This is a genomic window from Wukongibacter baidiensis (assembly GCF_050888315.1).
Taxonomy (GTDB): domain Bacteria; phylum Bacillota; class Clostridia; order Peptostreptococcales; family Caminicellaceae; genus Wukongibacter; species Wukongibacter baidiensis.
In genome coordinates, this window is the sequence record NZ_CP138202.1 from 4,420,800 (window position 1) to 4,438,485 (window position 17,686).

The 17,686-nt window shown below is 34.0% G+C and carries 17 protein-coding genes; 9 read left to right on the top strand and 8 right to left on the bottom strand.

Going from position 1 to position 17,686, the window contains the following annotated elements; genetic code table 11:
- Positions 1-5: 5 nt before the first annotated feature.
- Together R9X47_RS19920 and R9X47_RS19925 are read left to right on the top strand one after the other, a co-directional pair.
- Positions 6-1,553 carry an amidohydrolase gene (locus tag R9X47_RS19920; protein ID WP_432662833.1) on the top strand — a complete coding sequence of 516 codons (1,548 nt, stop codon included), beginning with the start codon at positions 6-8 and terminating at the stop codon, positions 1,551-1,553.
- A 46-nt stretch (positions 1,554-1,599) separates the two neighbouring features.
- The gene (locus tag R9X47_RS19925) at positions 1,600-2,913 is read left to right on the top strand and encodes an AfsR/SARP family transcriptional regulator (RefSeq protein ID WP_432662834.1); all 1,314 of its coding nucleotides are present in this window, start codon (positions 1,600-1,602) and stop codon (positions 2,911-2,913) included.
- 18 nt (positions 2,914-2,931) lie between these two features.
- Here R9X47_RS19925 and R9X47_RS19930 read toward each other — a convergent pair whose 3' ends face one another.
- Positions 2,932-4,776: a polysaccharide deacetylase family protein gene (locus tag R9X47_RS19930; RefSeq protein ID WP_432662835.1), complete on the bottom strand. Its 1,845-nt coding sequence runs from the start codon at positions 4,774-4,776 to the stop codon at positions 2,932-2,934.
- 15 nt (positions 4,777-4,791) lie between these two features.
- On the bottom strand, positions 4,792-6,219 hold the full coding sequence (locus tag R9X47_RS19935; RefSeq protein ID WP_432662836.1) for an MBOAT family O-acyltransferase: 1,428 nt from the start codon (positions 6,217-6,219) through the stop codon (positions 4,792-4,794).
- 359 nt (positions 6,220-6,578) lie between these two features.
- Here R9X47_RS19935 and R9X47_RS19940 point away from each other — a divergent pair, with 359 nt between their 5' ends.
- Entirely contained in the window at positions 6,579-7,373 is a 795-nt protein-coding gene (locus tag R9X47_RS19940; protein ID WP_432662837.1) for a polysaccharide deacetylase family protein, read from the top strand.
- A 353-nt stretch (positions 7,374-7,726) separates the two neighbouring features.
- Here R9X47_RS19940 and leuB read toward each other — a convergent pair whose 3' ends face one another.
- The 4 genes from leuB to R9X47_RS19960 are packed head-to-tail and all read right to left on the bottom strand — an operon-like array spanning position 7,727 to position 11,364.
- Positions 7,727-8,797, bottom strand: coding sequence for a 3-isopropylmalate dehydrogenase (gene leuB, locus R9X47_RS19945; protein ID WP_432662395.1), 1,071 nt, complete (start codon positions 8,795-8,797; stop codon positions 7,727-7,729).
- A gap of 27 nt (positions 8,798-8,824) precedes the next feature.
- Positions 8,825-9,316 (bottom strand): 3-isopropylmalate dehydratase small subunit, encoded by a 492-nt coding sequence (gene leuD, locus R9X47_RS19950; protein WP_432662396.1) that lies wholly within the window; start codon positions 9,314-9,316, stop codon positions 8,825-8,827.
- A 12-nt stretch (positions 9,317-9,328) separates the two neighbouring features.
- Positions 9,329-10,591, bottom strand: coding sequence for a 3-isopropylmalate dehydratase large subunit (gene leuC / locus R9X47_RS19955; RefSeq protein WP_432662838.1), 1,263 nt, complete (start codon positions 10,589-10,591; stop codon positions 9,329-9,331).
- Positions 10,592-10,608: 17 nt separating this feature from the next.
- Positions 10,609-11,364: a class I SAM-dependent methyltransferase gene (locus R9X47_RS19960; protein WP_432662839.1), complete on the bottom strand. Its 756-nt coding sequence runs from the start codon at positions 11,362-11,364 to the stop codon at positions 10,609-10,611.
- A gap of 123 nt (positions 11,365-11,487) precedes the next feature.
- Between R9X47_RS19960 and R9X47_RS19965 the strand changes: the two genes are divergently transcribed.
- On the top strand, positions 11,488-12,393 hold the full coding sequence (locus R9X47_RS19965) for a LysR family transcriptional regulator (protein ID WP_432662840.1): 906 nt from the start codon (positions 11,488-11,490) through the stop codon (positions 12,391-12,393).
- A gap of 322 nt (positions 12,394-12,715) precedes the next feature.
- Here R9X47_RS19965 and R9X47_RS19970 read toward each other — a convergent pair whose 3' ends face one another.
- Complete coding sequence (locus R9X47_RS19970; RefSeq protein WP_432662841.1) at positions 12,716-13,228, bottom strand: ferritin-like domain-containing protein; 513 nt, start codon at positions 13,226-13,228, stop codon at positions 12,716-12,718.
- Between the two features lie 223 nt (positions 13,229-13,451).
- Between R9X47_RS19970 and R9X47_RS19975 the strand changes: the two genes are divergently transcribed.
- The 3 genes from R9X47_RS19975 to R9X47_RS19985 all read left to right on the top strand — a co-directional run bounded on the left by R9X47_RS19975 (position 13,452) and on the right by R9X47_RS19985 (position 16,389).
- Positions 13,452-14,516, top strand: coding sequence for a MerR family transcriptional regulator (locus tag R9X47_RS19975; protein WP_432662842.1), 1,065 nt, complete (start codon positions 13,452-13,454; stop codon positions 14,514-14,516).
- 12 nt (positions 14,517-14,528) lie between these two features.
- Entirely contained in the window at positions 14,529-15,011 is a 483-nt protein-coding gene (locus R9X47_RS19980; RefSeq protein WP_432662843.1) for a GNAT family N-acetyltransferase, read from the top strand.
- 190 nt (positions 15,012-15,201) lie between these two features.
- The gene (locus R9X47_RS19985; protein WP_432662844.1) at positions 15,202-16,389 is read left to right on the top strand and encodes an NRAMP family divalent metal transporter; all 1,188 of its coding nucleotides are present in this window, start codon (positions 15,202-15,204) and stop codon (positions 16,387-16,389) included.
- A 29-nt stretch (positions 16,390-16,418) separates the two neighbouring features.
- On the opposite strand, the gene R9X47_RS19990 is transcribed toward R9X47_RS19985, so the two are convergent.
- Positions 16,419-16,778, bottom strand: a complete 360-nt coding sequence (locus tag R9X47_RS19990; RefSeq protein ID WP_432662845.1) for a DUF5658 family protein — start codon at positions 16,776-16,778, stop codon at positions 16,419-16,421.
- A 296-nt stretch (positions 16,779-17,074) separates the two neighbouring features.
- Between R9X47_RS19990 and R9X47_RS19995 the strand changes: the two genes are divergently transcribed.
- Complete coding sequence (locus tag R9X47_RS19995) at positions 17,075-17,290, top strand: alpha/beta-type small acid-soluble spore protein (RefSeq protein ID WP_432662846.1); 216 nt, start codon at positions 17,075-17,077, stop codon at positions 17,288-17,290.
- A gap of 24 nt (positions 17,291-17,314) precedes the next feature.
- Entirely contained in the window at positions 17,315-17,518 is a 204-nt protein-coding gene (locus R9X47_RS20000; protein ID WP_432662847.1) for a hypothetical protein, read from the top strand.
- Positions 17,519-17,686 lie beyond the last annotated feature (168 nt).

Sequence of the window (17,686 nt, forward strand, 5' to 3'; positions counted from 1 at the left end):
ATATTATGAAAGTTGACTTACTTATGTTTAATGGATCAATTATAACAATAGATGAGAAAAATACAAGGGCTGATTGGGTTGCTGTAAATAATGGCAAAATTGTTGATATTGGAAAAAAGGATGGGTTTAAGAAATATCTAGAAGATGCTGATGAAGCCGTTGATTTAATGGGCAAATGTGTATTGCCTGGATTTTATGATAGCCATGTTCACTTGGTCCAGACGGGATTAAATGAGCTTTGTTTGGATTTGAAGGATGTAACATCCCTAGATCAGTTATTTGAGAGACTTAGTGATGAGGCTAAGAAGACCCCAGAGGGGGAATTGATTAGAGCGTGGGGCCTCGATGAATTGAAACTAAAGGAAAGAAGGATGCCAACAAGACATGAACTGGATGCTTGTGTTCCAAACAACCCACTATGGATAAATAGAATAGAATTTCATGTGAGTATCTTAAACTCTATGGCACTAAATATGTTGAATTTTCCCTTCAATTTAGAAGGAATAATCAAAGATAAGGAAGGCCTTCCCACGGGAATGCTTATGAATAAGGCAAACTTTTTGGTTAGGAGTAGACTGAGGGGGATTATATCTGATAGCACAAGGGAGAAAGGGGTACATAAGGCTCTAGATATTGCCATTGAAAAGGGAATAACTTCTTTAAATGCTATGGAAGGAGGATTCCTATTTAATGACAAAGGGGCCGAATTTGTATATAAAAACAAAGTTAACTTTCCCATCGATATAACCTTGTTCTACCAAATAGTTGATGTAGAGAAAGTAATAGAAAAGGGGTTAAAGAGGATTGGCGGATGTATTTTCTTAGATGGTTCCTTTGGTTCACGGACTGCTGCTTTAGACGCTCCTTATATAGATAAGAATGATACATGCGGCGAATTATATTTTAGCCAGGAGGAGCTTAACGATTTTGTACTAAAGGCCCATAAAAACAATCTTCAAGTAGCTGTTCACGCCATAGGAGCTAGAGCCATTGAACAGATTCTGACGGCATATGAATATGCTCAAAAAATATATCCAAGGAAGAATCATAGACACAGAATAGAACATTTTGAACTACCAAGGAAAGATCACCTTGAAAGGGCGGCGAAATTAAATCTCATTATATCAATGCAACCTGCTTACGAGCACTATTGGGGTGGAGAGGGTAAAATGTATGACATGAGATTAGGCCCTGACCGAAGGAAACTAACAAATCCATTTAACAAAATACTCGATAAGGGATTAGTAATAGCAGGAGGCTCCGATAGCGATGTTACTGGTATGGATCCTATATTGGGAATACATACAGCAGTAAATCATCCTAACGAGGAGTATGCTATTGATGTTTTTGATGCTGTAAAAATGTTTACGATCAATGGAGCTAAAGCCGTTTTTCAAGAAGAGGAAAAGGGGAGTATTGAAATCAGGAAATTTGGAGACTTTGTTGTTGTCGACAAAAACCCTTTAGATATTGAAAAGGAAATAATTAAGGATATAAAGGTTATGATGACTATTAAAGAAGGAAATATCTTATTTGAAAGAGAGAGGCTGTAACAGTATTTAAAGGGGCTTCACCCTTGATGTAGAGGTGTGTGATATATTGTCAAAGCTAGAGATATATACACTAGGTAACTTAAAAGTGTTTTTAGATGATGAACTAATAAATGAAAAATTGAGCCATAAAGGTATTGCCTTGCTCACTTACATATCCCTAAATAGAGGTAAGACCTTTAGCCGGGATAAATTAGCATACCTTTTTTGGAATTCAAGTAATTCTGAAGCAGCTAGATATAATTTAAGATATACCTTATGGTCATTAAGAAAAGCTTTAGATGACAATGAGAACGAAGAAAAGTTTATTACTTCATATAAGCAAAATTGTCAAATAAATCCCAAAAGCGATATTTATGTAGATGCTGTAAAAGTAGATGATTTAATAGGTGATAATAATGGTGGAAATACACAAGTTGATACACAGAATCTTGAAGAAGTAAAAAAGCTTTATAGGGGAGATTTTTTAGAAGGGTTCTATGTTAAGGATAGCATAGAGTTTAATGATTGGGTATTTTATGAACGAGAAAGATTTCAAAGAAGCTATTTTCAAAGCTTAAGTAGGTTGGCATCAATATATAAATTAGAAGAAAAGCACTATAAATGTATTGAAACACTTGAAGAAATGCTAAAAATAAATCCATTACATGAGGAGATTTATGGAGAACTAATCAAGATACATTTAAAGCTAGGACATAGGAAATTAGCTTTAAATCAATATGAAAGATGTTGCAGAGTTTTAAGGGAAGAGTTGAATACAAGTCCAAGTGATAAAACTAAGGAAATTTATAAAGAAATAGCAAACATCAGTAACTTATCAAATTCAATGATTAATACCGAAAATGATAGTGTACATTTAAACAGAATTTCTAATAGGATCAAAATCTATAACGGAGAAACTAATCATAAATTGAATGAAGAGATTTCACCCATAGACAGTATGTATATAGAAGCAGATTGTTATCCAATAGAAGGGGTCGAGTATTATTGGATTTCTAATATGATTGAAAAAATAATTGAAGCCTATGACCGAAGTGTTTTACAAAAAATACCTAGATATTACTGGAAAGATATATTTCGTATCCAATCTAGTGTATTAGAGATCACAGGCGAAATTGAAGTTAAAGACGCATTAACAAGTGTAGCTGAAAAAAATAGAATTTTTTCAGCTACAGCATACCTATTGAATGAACTAGCTAAAGAGGATAAAATAACTATGCGTATTAATAATTTTCAATGGATTGACGGATCATCCTTTGAATTCATAAAATACTTTTTATTTAAATATGAGAAAAGCAAAGTTAGATTTACCTTAATATCAAATAAAAGCTCAGATAGGATTGAAGAGCTTAAGAGACTCTAAATTATTAATTGACTGTTTTCAGTTGGCCAGAACCTTAAGCAGCTCTTGACTTGGAATAGTATGGTCTATATTAATACGTTTTAATTTCAGTATGCTGTTTCTGTCCCTCGTAATTTGATTTATTCCATTATCTACTGTAATAGTAACCTTGTAGCCAAGGTCTGTAAGCAATTTCTCAGATAGCGGATTATAGCAACCATATGGATAAGAAAAAGCGATTACTTGATTACCTATATTTGACTCAATAAGTTCTTTTTGTTTTATACAATCTACTGTGAAGTATTTAATATACTCATTTGTATCTTCTCCTTTTTTAGGGAGAATTCCCTTCCTAAAGGGATATTTTTTTTGGCTAGGATTATGCATATCAAAGCTGTGGCTCTGTATATCTATATAGCCAGAGTCATACATTTCCCTTGCCTGTTTCCAAGTAAAATGGGGAAAAATCTTTTTATCCTTACCTTCATATCCTGGATGGCCTACTGATTTACCTATAACTGAGATAGTTGCTTTCATATTGAGATCCTTTAAAATAGGATATGCATATTTATAATTACTCAAATAACCATCGTCAAAGGTAATAACTATGGGCTTATCCGGTAATGTTTGCAAACCTTCATTATAATTAACCAAATCTTTAAAAAAAATAGTGTTAAATCCAGCTTGTTTCAAGCTAAGCATATCCTCTTTGAACTTTTGTGGTGAAACTATTGCAGCATTAGAATTATCGGCCTTAGGATCAATATGATGATAGGTGATAATAGGTACTTTTCTAGGTGAAATTTTTTCATTAATAGCATCTACAACATGGGAATAATCTGGATATATCGTTTTTAAATACTCATCTACATTTTCCTTTGTTGTATAGTGTCCAAAGCCCTTGGGGATATCTATACTATCATTATCAAATACCCGTCCTAACATCATTTTTCCAACATGGGTGCGATAATGCATGATATCATAGAAGTTTCTTGCATCATAACTCACATAAGTATATCCAGTAAAATCCCAAAAGTCAGTGACATCAGCTAACTTTTTCCAATAGTCCATGATATCTTCTATCTTATATTTTTCCATTTCTTTATAATAAGTGGCACCGGTTATAAATAAAAAGGATACATCTCTGTCGTCACAATATTTCTTCATTCTTTTAAGAGCCGCTACATTTTCATCAATGGCAGTTCCTGAAACCTTAGGTAAATCTACATTGAAGTTAGGATATTTAGCTAAGAAGTCCTCTAGACTGCCTATGACTTCAGCGTCACTCCTAGCCTTATCATATGCTCCATCCTCTGCCTTAATTTGAGAATATTGAAATGGATCTATCTTTCTTCTAAAAAGGCCTTCAATTTTTTTGAAGCTATACTTTAGATTAAGTGTTAAGAATCTAAGATAAAATTTGGATAGTGAATCACCAGTAACCTTTGCGCTCAACTCAGAATTTATTGCTGCATCCGGTTGATTATAGTGGCCAATCTCATGCATGCTCATATGTATAACTATATTTTTAACCTCATAATTATCAATGAGATAGTACATGGTTTTTTCATAATCGTAAAAGTCTCCTCCATACATAAGCATGCTATAAAAGTTTGCATCTTTATAGTACTTATTTAAAAGGGTTGGGGATATTGGACTGGATTTCGAACCGCCAATCACATAGGAATTATAGTTTTCATGATATTGATCTAAATAAGCTATTTTAGCAATCCTTGGATTGTTGGCCATATTATATGAGTGCCATTTTAAAAACCTATCACCAAAAACACCAAAGGGATCAATTATGTAGTTAAAACCAGATATTACGATCCCACATATTAATAATGTAATCACAAGAGTTATAAACCATTTAGAATTTTTCATAACACACCTACCAAATTAAAATTGAAAGTAAAGAAAATTAGCTACACTTGACATCTGGAAAAAAGAAATAATTAAAAGCATTCCTGCAGCAACTGCATACTTATATCTTGGCGAGAAATTATCGGTAATTTCTTCTGTATTTTTTCCCAAAAAGGCAATACACATTCCAAGTGCTAGGACCGAGAGCGTATATGAATTAAATACGATAAATTTTCTAGAAGCTAAAAAGATTTCTGTTAAGCCCATGCCGCTAAACTCACTAAAGTTGAACATTGACCTATACACATATAGGGCATCCCTTATAGAATGTGCAACAAATATTATTCTTGCAGCTACGACACCGGCAAATGTAAGTAACCATGCTAAAGGAAAGGGTAAGCCCCACTTTCTTCTAGCCATAAAATGTGCTGCACAAACAAAAATTCCATTTACAATACCCCATAATACAAAACGCCAACCTGCTCCATGCCAAAATCCTGAGACGAAAAAAGTAATCATGACTGCTAAGTAGAACCTAATGCTGCTATCACCTTTTTTATATACACTTCTAAAGACATATGCCGAAAGAAACTTAGATAGTGACATATGCCAGCGTCTCCAATAATCTCTAAAGTTTCTTGCTTTGTATGGGGAGTTAAAGTTTTGTGGAAGCTTGATATTGAAGAATAATGCTAAGCCTATTGCCATGTCTGCATATCCTGATAAATCAAAGTAATATGAGATAGTATATGCCAATACAGAAGTCCATCTCCTAAATATCCCACCAGCATAGACATTCTTAAAAAACTCCTGGGCATAGTTAGTTAGTGGATCAGCTAACAATAATTTCTTTGAACATCCGATTGAAAAGATCAATATGCCTAACATTATGTTTCTTTCATTTAGACGAAACTGTTTTCCAGATTCAAATTGAGGAACTATATCTTTATGATGAACAATAGGCCCAACTATCAATTGTGGAAAAAATGTTATGAAAAGCAAGTAATTTATAACAGTATATTCTTTAGTTTCTCCCCTATAACAATCAACTAAATAGGCTATTAATTGAAATGTAAAAAAAGAAATACCTATAGGAAGTATAATATTCCTTAGTGGGACAGCCTGTTTTGTAATTAAGTTATAGTTAGAAATAAAAAAATCTGTGTATTTGAAGTAACCAAGTAAAAGAATATTTTCTGCCAATCCTATTGCCAATAGAACCTTTCTGTTTCTTATTGCATACTCACCATCCTGCTGTATAATCATAGATCCAACAATATAATTAAAGAAGACGGTGAATATAAAAAATGGTAAAAAAGACATGCTTCCTTGTGCATAAAAATAGAACGATGATAAGACAAGCCATAGTTCTGATACTAAATATAGTTTGAACTTATTTAATGCAACGAACCCCGTTATTACGATAAGAAAAAAAACTATAAATTTGTAAGATGCAAATATCATGTAAAATAACCTCCGCAATTTCAATGATTTCTACCATCTCATGACTCACTTAATATAATTACTATGCCATAGACAAATACAATATGAAAAAATATTGTCAAGTATTGTTAAACCTGTATTATTCGACGTATCTAGACAAGCCTTTAATTAAAAATTAGGTAAGAAGTTTACAAAAAAAATATGTAGTATACAAGCAGTTTATGTAATAAGTAATCATACAAAGGATAAATCTGGTATATATTGGTTATAGTCATTTGTATTGTAATCCTCTGTAGAAGTCTAACAAAAGACATTAGTAAAGTTTATGAGAGCGTATTTATTAGAGAGTTAGATTTTTTTAGTAAGAGGGGAGAGGGATTATGAGGATGAAGGAGTTGTTTATTATTAGTAGTATAATATTGTTAGCTGTTACCATAATTTATATAGGAATTTATGTTATCCAAGAAAAATCAAAAATTCCTATACTCTTATATCACCACATTTTAAAGGATGAAGAAAATATAAACTTTAGAGGAAATGGAGCTGTAATATCCCTTGAGCAATTTGAAGAACAAATGAAGTTTCTATATAACAATGGATATCAGTCAATAAATTTAAATGAATTATATGATTACATATATTTGAAAAAAGAACTACCCGATAAGAGTTTTATGATTACGTTTGATGATGGATATTTGAGTAATTATGTTTATGCCTATCCTATATTGAAAAAATATGGGTTTAATGCAACGATATTTCTAATAACAAGCAATGTACCTGAGAATGAGGGGGTATTTAATCCTAATGCATTAAATATATTAGACTGGCAGACTATAAACGAGATGAAGGATGTCTTTGAATTTTGCAGTCATACACATGACATGCATAAAAAAGTTGAAAATACTCCTGTGCTGTTAAGTGAAAAAAGGGATAGTATATTAAAGGATCTGAAAGTAAGCCTAGAATATCCCGTTGAAAATATAGGTTTTTCATATCCCTTTGGAGCACATGATGAAAAAGTAATGGATACTTTTAAAGAACTAGATGTAAAGTTAGCTTTTACTATAGAAGAAGGATATGTTACACAATGGACCAATCCATATACAATTAATCGTTTTATTATTGATCCCCAAACTTCTTATGATAGGTTTCAAGAGATTATGATAGCTAAATAAATTAAGAGAGTATAGTACCATAGCTAATAATGACAGTTTTATAGATTTTGCAAAGAAAATGGCAGTATATTGTTTGGATAGGAAATGTATTGGGCTAATCGCTGATAGCTGATAGCTAACTGCACAACTTTTTAAGCTAAGTTTTGGAGCTATATATTTATATGGCTTAATAACGATTACTATAATTATAGGGGCTGTCTCATGAAGTTATCTCATGAGTTCAGCCCCAGGGTGTTTCAGAATGGATGAAGTTCGAGGTTTTTAAATTTCAACGGCTTGGCTAGTACTTGTGTACGTGCCAAGTCGGTGGAATTTGAAATAACGAAGAAATTCGCCATTCTGAGACACCCTAACTATAAGTTCTCAACAACTAGTCTGCCCATTTCCCTTGTGCCAACCAACTTAGTACCATCACTGTAAATATCCCCAGTACGATACCCATCATTAAGAACCTTTTCCACAGCCTTCTCTATAGCATCTGCTTCTTTTTCTAAATCAAAGGAGTATCTAAGCATCATTGCAGTAGATAAAATCGTAGCAAGGGGATTTGACTTATCCTGACCAGCAATATCAGGAGCAGAACCGTGAATAGGCTCATATAAACCAAACTTGCCTTCCCCAAGGCTTGCCGATGGAAGCATTCCAATAGAACCCGTAAGCATACTTGCCTCGTCGGATAAAATATCACCAAACATATTAGTAGTTACCACAACATCAAACTGCTTTGGATCACGAATAAGCTGCATAGCTGCATTATCAACAAGCATATGATTTAAAGTAACATCGGGATACTCCCCAGCGATACCATTAACAGTCTCCCTCCAAAGCCTTGAACTCTCAAGAACATTCATCTTATCGATATTAGTAACTAGTTTTCCTCTTTTTCTAGCAATCTCAAAGGCCTTTCTAGTTATCCTATCAACCTCACCTACACTATAAAGCTCAGTATCATAGGCAGCCTCGCCCATATCACTCTCTGTTCGGCCTCTTTCACCAAAGTAAATACCACCAGTCAGCTCACGAACCACACAAATATCAAAGCCACCCTCAATAAGCGCAGGCTTTAGAGGACAAGCCTCCTTTAGAGGATCATAAAGAACAGCAGGACGAATATTGGCATAAAGACCAAGCTCCTTCCTAATCTGCAGAAGACCCTTCTCGGGTCTTAAATGACCAGGAAGATCATCCCACTTAGGACCACCAACAGCGCCTAGTAAAACAGCATCGCTGCCCTTACAAATCTCAACGGTTTCCGTAGGAAGAGGAGTACCCTTTACATCATAGGCACAGCCACCTGCCAAAACCTCAGTAAAAATAAAACTATGACCATAAACCTCACCAATTTTCTCAAGAACAAGAAGGGCCTGATCGATTATCTCAGGACCGATCCCATCACCACGAATAACAGCTATCTTATACTTCATTATCATATCCTCCCACCGAAATAAATACTATGAATCCCTTTCAGAAATATAATTAATCAGTCCATCCTTACTAATAATCTCCTGCATAAACTCAGGAAGGGGCTCAGCCCTGTAGGTCTTATCCTTAGTCAAATTAAAAATCTCTCCAGTACTGAAATTAACCTCAACCTCATCACCGGATTCAATATCATAGGCAGCTTCCTCGCACTCAAGAATAGGAAGCCCAATATTAAAAGAATTTCTATAAAAAATCCTAGCAAAAGTAGCAGCAATAACACATGACACCCCAGAAGCCTTAATAGCAATAGGAGCATGCTCCCTAGAAGAACCGCACCCAAAATTCTTATGGGCAACAATAATATCATCCTTTTTTACCTTAGACGCAAAGCTATCATCAATATCCTCCATACAATACTTTGCCAGCTCCTTAGGATCAGAAGTATTCAAATACCTTGCAGGAATAATAACATCAGTATCTACATTATCACCATACTTAAAAACCATACCCTTTTTCTTCATGTCAATAACCTCCTACACTATTTCCTCTGGATTAGTAATCTCACCTGTCAAAGCAGATGCTGCCGCAACCTCTGGACTTGCCAAATATACCTCCGACTCAGGGTGTCCCATCCTACCAACGAAATTACGATTAGTAGTAGCAACAGCCCTTTCGCCTTCGGCGAGGATTCCCATATGGCCTCCAAGACATGGACCACAAGTAGGAGTACTCACAACGGCGCCAGCCTTAACAAAAATTTCAATCAACCCTTCCTTAAGAGCCTGTAGATATATCTTCTGCGTAGCAGGGAATACAATAGTCCTAATACCCTTAGCAACCTTCTTACCATCTAAAATCTTAGCAGCCACCCTAAGATCGCTGATTCTACCATTAGTACAGGAGCCAATAACAACCTGATCTATTTTCACACCCTTAGCCTCATCAATAGTGCGGGTATTATCAGGTAGGTGAGGGAAGGAAACAGTAGGTCTAATAGAAGACAAATCAATCTCATAAACCTCATCGTACACAGCATCCTCATCGGGAGCATAAACAGTATATTCCTTAGTTGAATGTTCCCTTACATAATCTAAAGTAACATCATCAACTAAGAATATCCCATTCTTCGCACCGGCCTCAATAGCCATATTAGCAATAGTAAACCTATCATCAATAGATAAATTCTTAAGGCCCTCTCCAACAAACTCCATAGACTTATAAAGAGCACCATCAACGCCTATCATACCGATGATATGCAGAATAACATCCTTACCGCTTACCCACTTGCTTAGCTTACCAGACAAAACAAACTTTAAAGCACTAGGAACCTTAAACCAGCACTGACCCGTAGCCATACCAGCAGCCATATCAGTACTACCGATTCCAGTAGAAAAAGCACCAAGAGCACCGTAGGTGCAGGTATGGGAATCAGCACCGATAACCACATCACCGGGAACAACTAAACCCTTCTCAGGAATAAGAGCATGCTCAATACCCATTTCTCCGATTTCAAAATAGTTCTTAATCTCCTTATCATAGGCAAACTCCCTAATGCACTTACACTGCTGAGCCGACTTAATATCCTTACTAGGAGTAAAGTGATCGGGAACAATAGCAATCTTGTTCTTATCAAAAACCTCACTTCTATTCATCTTATTAAACTCATTAACAGCTACAGGAGTAGTAATATCATTACCTAAAACCAAATCAAGATTTGCCTGAATAAACTGCCCAGCATTTACTTTTTCAAGTCCTGCGTGGGCCGCTAGTATTTTCTGTGTCATAGTCATACCCATTTTGATGACCTCCTTTATTATTTTTGTCCTCCAATAATACACCATAAATGATACTTTACAAATAAATCAACAGATTTGAATCCCGCTTGCTTTAGCCATCCTAGTTGATCTATAAAACTGTCGTGTAAATCATCCCCTTTTTGCTTTGGAACGTTGATATTTTCAATGTTTCTCTTTCTCCAATTATCAAAATGACTGTTCCAATTCTCATAATGCTTTATCTGATCAGCAGGGACATTCTTTCTACTTTGACTTATATAATTAGACCAAAATAGCATGCTATTTTTATAGCCTTCAAAGTACAATGTCTTCATTTCATCAATGTTAAAGAACCATCCATTTGGCCTAAGGAATGAATAGACTCTTTTATATAAATCAGATTTTTCCTTAGATTCTAGATGGTGTATAGCCGACATAGATACAACCAAGTGTACATTATCATTTATTTTATTTTCCCAATCGTCTTCAAAGGAAGATAAAATAAAATCAACTCTATTGCCATATTTATTTAATCTATTTTTAGCAACTTCTAAAAACTGTGTGGAATAATCAACCCAATAACATTTAGAGTGTGGGTACTGTTGTAGTATTTTTTCTAAAAGGATACCGCTACCGGCTCCAAGGTCGACTACATTTATAGGCTCATCTTTGCTAAAATTGATAATGTTAAATAATTCATACTGTAAAAAATCATACTTAGGAACCATCTTTTGAGCCATCTTATCAAATGTATTGGCCATAGAAAAAAATCTATTTTTTCCTACTTCAGTCATCGTCAATCCCACCTCCATCTGTGGTTTTACAGAATATTCCTTTATCTTGTTGATATTATACTATCTTACGTAGTATAATTGAAATATATATTAATTATAGATATCATAACTAGGAGTTATATTATGAATATAGACATGGAATTATATAGAACCTTTTATACTGTTGCAAAACATAAAAACATATCAAAAGCTGCAGATGCACTATTTATAAGTCAACCAGCCATAAGTAAATCCATAAAAAAACTAGAGGAATTGATAGGGTGCAAATTGTTCATAAGGAATTCAAGGGGAGTTGTACTATCAAAGGAAGGTGAGATTCTCTACAAATATGTTGAAAATGCAATGGGTGAAATAACAAAGGGTCAAAATATTATCGATAAGATAATACATAAAGATAGGGGTCTAATAAGGATTGGGGTAAGTAATACACTATGTAAATATTTTGTTATTCCATTTCTAAAGTTTTTCCACGAAAAGTATCCAAATATTAAAATAGTAATTATAAATAAAACCACCAATGACACTTTAAAGATGTTAAATAGCGGTAAGATTGACTTCGGAATAGTTAGCTTTCCATTTATGCATAAGGAATATAATTTTATAGAATTAATGAAAATACATGATATATTTGTAGCTAAAAAGGATTATTATAAGGAATTGAGCAAGTCAGTATCAATAAATACATTATCAAATTATCCAATCATGTTGTTGGATACTGATAATATAACTAGGCAATATATTGACAAATACTTCTCATTAAATGGAGTAGCGATAGAAGCGGAAATAGAGATTGGAAATATGGAATTTCTAATAGAATTTGCTAAAATTGGTCTTGGAATATCTGCGGTTATAAAGGAATTTGTTATGAAGGAACTGGAGGAGGGGGAACTAGAAGAAATATCTGTGATGCCAGAACCAGCCAGTAGATCAATTGGAATAGTTACCCATAGAAATATCCCTGTATCCATTGCGTCTCAAACTTTTATTAATCATCTTGTAGATCAATACAAAAGAGAGGGTGTCTCATAATGGCGAATTTCTGCGTTATTTGAAATGTTCACCGACTTGGCACGTATGTTAGTACTAGCCAAACCGTTGAAATTTCAAAACCTTAACCCCGGATTATTTATAGAAAATTTAAAAGGGTGCAAGTAGTTTTAATTCTAAGACTTTCATCAAGTTCGAAGGCATACCTACGCTGTATGTCGAGAATTTGATGGATGTCTTAAAATTAAAAGGACGTAGCAGAGTTTTAAATTTTCTATGAATAACCCGGGGTTGACTTCACTCATTCTGAAACACACTAGGGCTGTACTCATAATAAAGTTTTACGAGACAGCCCTTTTTTGGGTTATAACTTTAGCTTTCTCAAATCATCCTTCATTCTTTCGATATCAGTAATCCAATCCTCGATATCTTGCTCATGTTCTAACTCTTCATTTAGTATCGTTACTGCTATTTGGTGTGTTACATGGTCGACGCCATTGGTAAAGTCAGCAATTTCTTTATATCTTTGGATAGCACATCTTTCGCCATTAAGATTCTGATTTAGAATTGCTTCTACATAAGGATCATCAGGAACCTCATATTGACATCGAGCAAATTTTGTCCACTCAGAAGGATCTAAGATTGGTGTACCGCCAAGTTGTATAATTCGGCCTATAACCATTACTGCGTGGTTTAACTCCTGATCAGCATGTAAAAGTAATTCAGGTTCAATTTCACTTCTCATTGGACCCTCCATAACCCTTGCGCCGACCCAGTATTGATAATATGCCAACCATTCTTCTGCCAATGCTGCGTTTAGCATTCCAATTAGCTTTTTAACATCAAGATTAAGAATTTCTACGCCTCTCTTACCCAAAAGATATCACCTCGCTCTTATTATTTGGTAATTTTTACTATTGATACCCGTTTTTTAATAGCCACAAACAGATATAGAAAATGTATTTAAACCGGATTTACTATTGATTTATATGAGACAATCTAATACTTTATTCTAAATGTAAGGTTAATTTAGAAGCTAATTTAAAATATGTTGACTTAGCCCAAGGGGCAGGGTTTATTATTAATAGGGGGGGTTATATATGAAAACTAATGATGTATGTAAAAAACTGAATACTACACCAAAGGCATTAAGAATATATGAAGATTACAATATCGTAGTTCCTAAAAGAGATCGCAACAATTATAGAGAATATAGTAATGACGATTTGTTAAAGCTAAGGGAGGTTCTACTCCTGAAGGAGCTTGGTTTTACGTTAAAGGAGATAAAAAGTTTAATGGATAAGAATGTCTATGCAGATAATCATTTTGCCCGAAGTCTTTATTTACAATTAAAGGCTATAGAGGGAAAGATAAACGAACTAGACAATATAAAAAATACTCTAAGGGACAGTATAGACAAAATGTTGGAGTCCGATGATAAATTGGATTATGATCATTTTCTAAATAATATTGCCGTTATTCAAAAGGAAAACAAGATTAATCGGAGCCACTGGATAGACAGATGGGGATTTAACAATAAGGCCGTAAAATTTGATGAGCTAGTAAGGGATAGATCCAGGGATGAGTTAGGACTATTTGAGAAGTATGATGAAATATTTGATGACGTTAGAAGACGGATTATGGAGCATGGAGCTAAGTCGCTGCTTGATATAGGATGTGGAACAGGAAATTTATGTGGTGAACTAAGCAGTAAACTAGATACAATTGGGATCGATCAAAGTATTGAAATGCTTCTACAGGCTAAAAGGAAGTACAAGTCGATGAAATTAAAACTAGGGAATTTTCTAGATTCGCCATTCTCTAGGGAAAGATTCGATATTGTTGTTACTACCTATGCCTTCCATGCTTTAGATGAGAGTGAAAAGAAGAGAGCAATGAGTAATATGTTGGAGTATTTAAAGGATAACGGCAGAATTATTATGGTAGATTTTATGTTTTCTAATGATAATGAAAGAGAAAAATGTAAAAGTAAACTTTGTGATCAGGGAAAAGAAGACCTATGGAAGGTTATAGACAATAGATATTATACGAATGTAGAACAACTGAAGGAATACGTCAGTTCATTAGGTTGTAAAATCCATTGTGAGCATATTGTGAACTTTACATGGATAGTAGAGATTGAGAAAGAAGGGTATAATCAGTAGGAGGTGCTATGGGTGAAGGGGGAAATTAGATTAGCAAATATTGATGACAAAGATGAAGTTGTTGAGTTACTGAATAAAGTAGCATTACATCTAGAGCGTAAAGGTATTAAACAATGGTCATATCCATGGGATTCAGAGGAAATAGCTGAAGAGATATCAAAGGGATTTATCTACATATTAATAGTAAATAGCTTCATAGTAGGAACATTTTCCATAAAAGATACTAATTATGTCAATGTCCCATTGATCGAAGCAGAAAACAATTATCTATATCGAGTGGCAGTTTTGCCAGAATATTTTAGACGAAATTTGGGCATCAAAATGGTAAACTATGCTATGGAATTATCAAGAGAAAAGAGCAAATACCTATACTTAGACTGTTGGGCTGGAAATAATAAGTTGAGAGAATTTTATGCTAGTGCAGGACTTGAGCTTGTAGGAGATGTACCGGAAGAAGACTATATGGTTAGTGTATTTAAATATTTATTTTTTTGAGATGAAGAAGACTTTATGTTATTACATAGGGTCTTTTTATTGTTTTAATGATTAATATAAATGCGTAGTAATTAATATATTTAATTAAACTTGTATTATTTATGAAAAATTCAAAGCTACTTGTACCATTTCAGACTTTTTATGAATAATACGGTTTAAGACAAAGTATAGAAACTGAAGGGAGATCTTTATGCCTAGAAAAAGTAAAATAGGCCCAGGCTTAATAACGGCGGCGGTAGTTGTTGGGCCGGGGAGTATTACGGTATGTACTAAATTAGGAGCAACTATGGGATATTCTATTCTTTGGACCATTGTTATTTCAAGTATTATGATGATAATATTTACTAGAATCGGTACGATGATAGGGATTATGTCAAGGGAATCCTTTTTATCCACTATATCTAGGAAATATGGATTTGTAGTTTCGCTAGTCATAGGGGGAAGTGTATTTTTCATTACGACTGGGTTTCAGATCGGTAATAATATTGGGGTAGGGCTAGCACTTGAGACCATATTTGGCGGTACTACTTGGCTTTGGGCATTACTGTTCACAGTGATTTCTCTTGTGTTTTTATGGTCTTCCAATAGTTTTTACAGCCTACTAGAAAAGCTCATGACGGCATTGGTACTTATAATGGTCATATCATTTTTCGGAAATCTACTTATAATCAGGCCCAGCATGGGAGAGATATTAAAGGGATTAATACCTAGTAAACCCCAATCCTTTGGATTAGTAATAGCAGTTTCAGCTACTACATTCAGTGTAGCAGCTGCTTCCTTTCAAACGTATCTTGTAAGGTCAAAGGGATGGACGAAAAAGGATATATCAAAGGGGTTAAAGGACTCTGCAATAGGGATTATTATCTTAAGTATTATTTGTATGGTTATTATAATAACCTCAGCTGCAGTCTTGAAACCAGTAGGAATCACTGTAAATAGTGCAGTCGAAATGGCTATGCAGCTAGAACCCTTACTTGGGTCCTTTGCAAAGTGGATGTTTTTATTTGGATTATGGGCGGGGTCTTTTTCTTCTTTTATTGTTAATGCTATGATAGGAGGAACCTTTTTAGCCGATGGACTTAGCCTCGGAAGTTCTTTAGATAGCTTATGGGCAAAGATATTTGCATCAATAATAATGATACTAGGAACAGCAGCGACGATGCTACTTGGAGAAAATCCAATACAACTACTTGTTATAACCCAAGCAACCACAATATTTGGAGTACCGCTAATTGCATTATTTATGATGATACTTGCTAATGATTATGAAGTTATGGGGGAATATAAAAGTGGTTTTATTACTAATATAATAGGAAGCTTGGCAGTGCTCTGGCTTTTATATCTTTCATTCCGACAATTTCTAGCTATTTTAGCTTAGTCTTGTTACTTTTTATAACATATAAAAGGCTATAAACCTATAATACTTAAATAGTATGATATCCAGATTATATGTAAAACATAGGGTATAATCTGAATTCCTAATAAAATTAAAAGAATAGTTCGAAACCTTTTTGGACTTTCAAATTTACTTTCGACACATTTCAATAGAAATAAAAAGAAGAAGAGTTGAATTGTTCTAAAAAGTAAACCCTTTACAAGTGGTAAATCCATAAATTTTACCATAAGGGGATTGGCTTCAGAGATCACATTTAAAACATTGACTCCCCAGAATGTAAAAACATAATCGCCAATAGCAAGAAGATAAATAAGAAACAGTATTAAATTTGTTGAAATCTTAAGTTTTGAATCTGTAGATTTTGTTATCATCAAAGGCTCCTTAAAAAATAACTTTAGTATTAACTCAAGATTATTTATGAAAATTCAGAATGAATTGCACCCTTTCAAACTTTTGAGGAATAATCCAGGTTAAATCAAATTATTTACTATTTAATTTATTTTATTCAAGAGATGCCTAACTATAACAATAATCTAAACCCTTAATTTACCTTGAATTAAAAATTACTTGTATCAAAAAATAAGAATATATATATTCAAGTAAAACTATCAATTTATATAAATCAAATATATTTGGGTTTATATAGTAAAAAAAGAGGTGAATTATCTTGGCAAAGATACCAGTTGATCCTAATGCAAGGGAAGCATTAAAAAGAATGAAGTTAGAAATAGCCAATGAGCTGGGAATGAAGAGTAATAATTTAGAGGATAAAGGAAACCTCACATCTAGATCCAATGGAAACTATGGAGGAAATCTTGGTGGAACAATGACAAGAAGGCTAATTGAAATGGCTGAACAAGAATTGATAAATAAAAATAAATAAAATATTGCAAAGTGGTGATTATCTATGGAAGAGAATATAAAGGCGCCAGACTTTAAAGACCTTTTAGAACGGACTGGTCAAAACAAACTTGGAAAAGAAATTGGTTTAAATAATAATGAGATAGGGGAAAAGGTGACAGGTAAAGGGGACTTAGCAACGCGAATTGCTGGAGGATATTTAGGTGGACAGATGACAAAGAATATTATAGAGAACAGAAAAAAAATGTAAAGGGGTGTCTCAGAATGGCGAATTTCTGCGTTATTTAAAATTCAGTCGACTTGGCACGTACGTTAGTACTAGCCAAACCGCCTGAATTTTAAAACCTTGAACTTCACTCATTCTGAAACACCCTAGGGCTGAACTCATAAGATAGTTTTATGAGACAGCTTCTAGTTA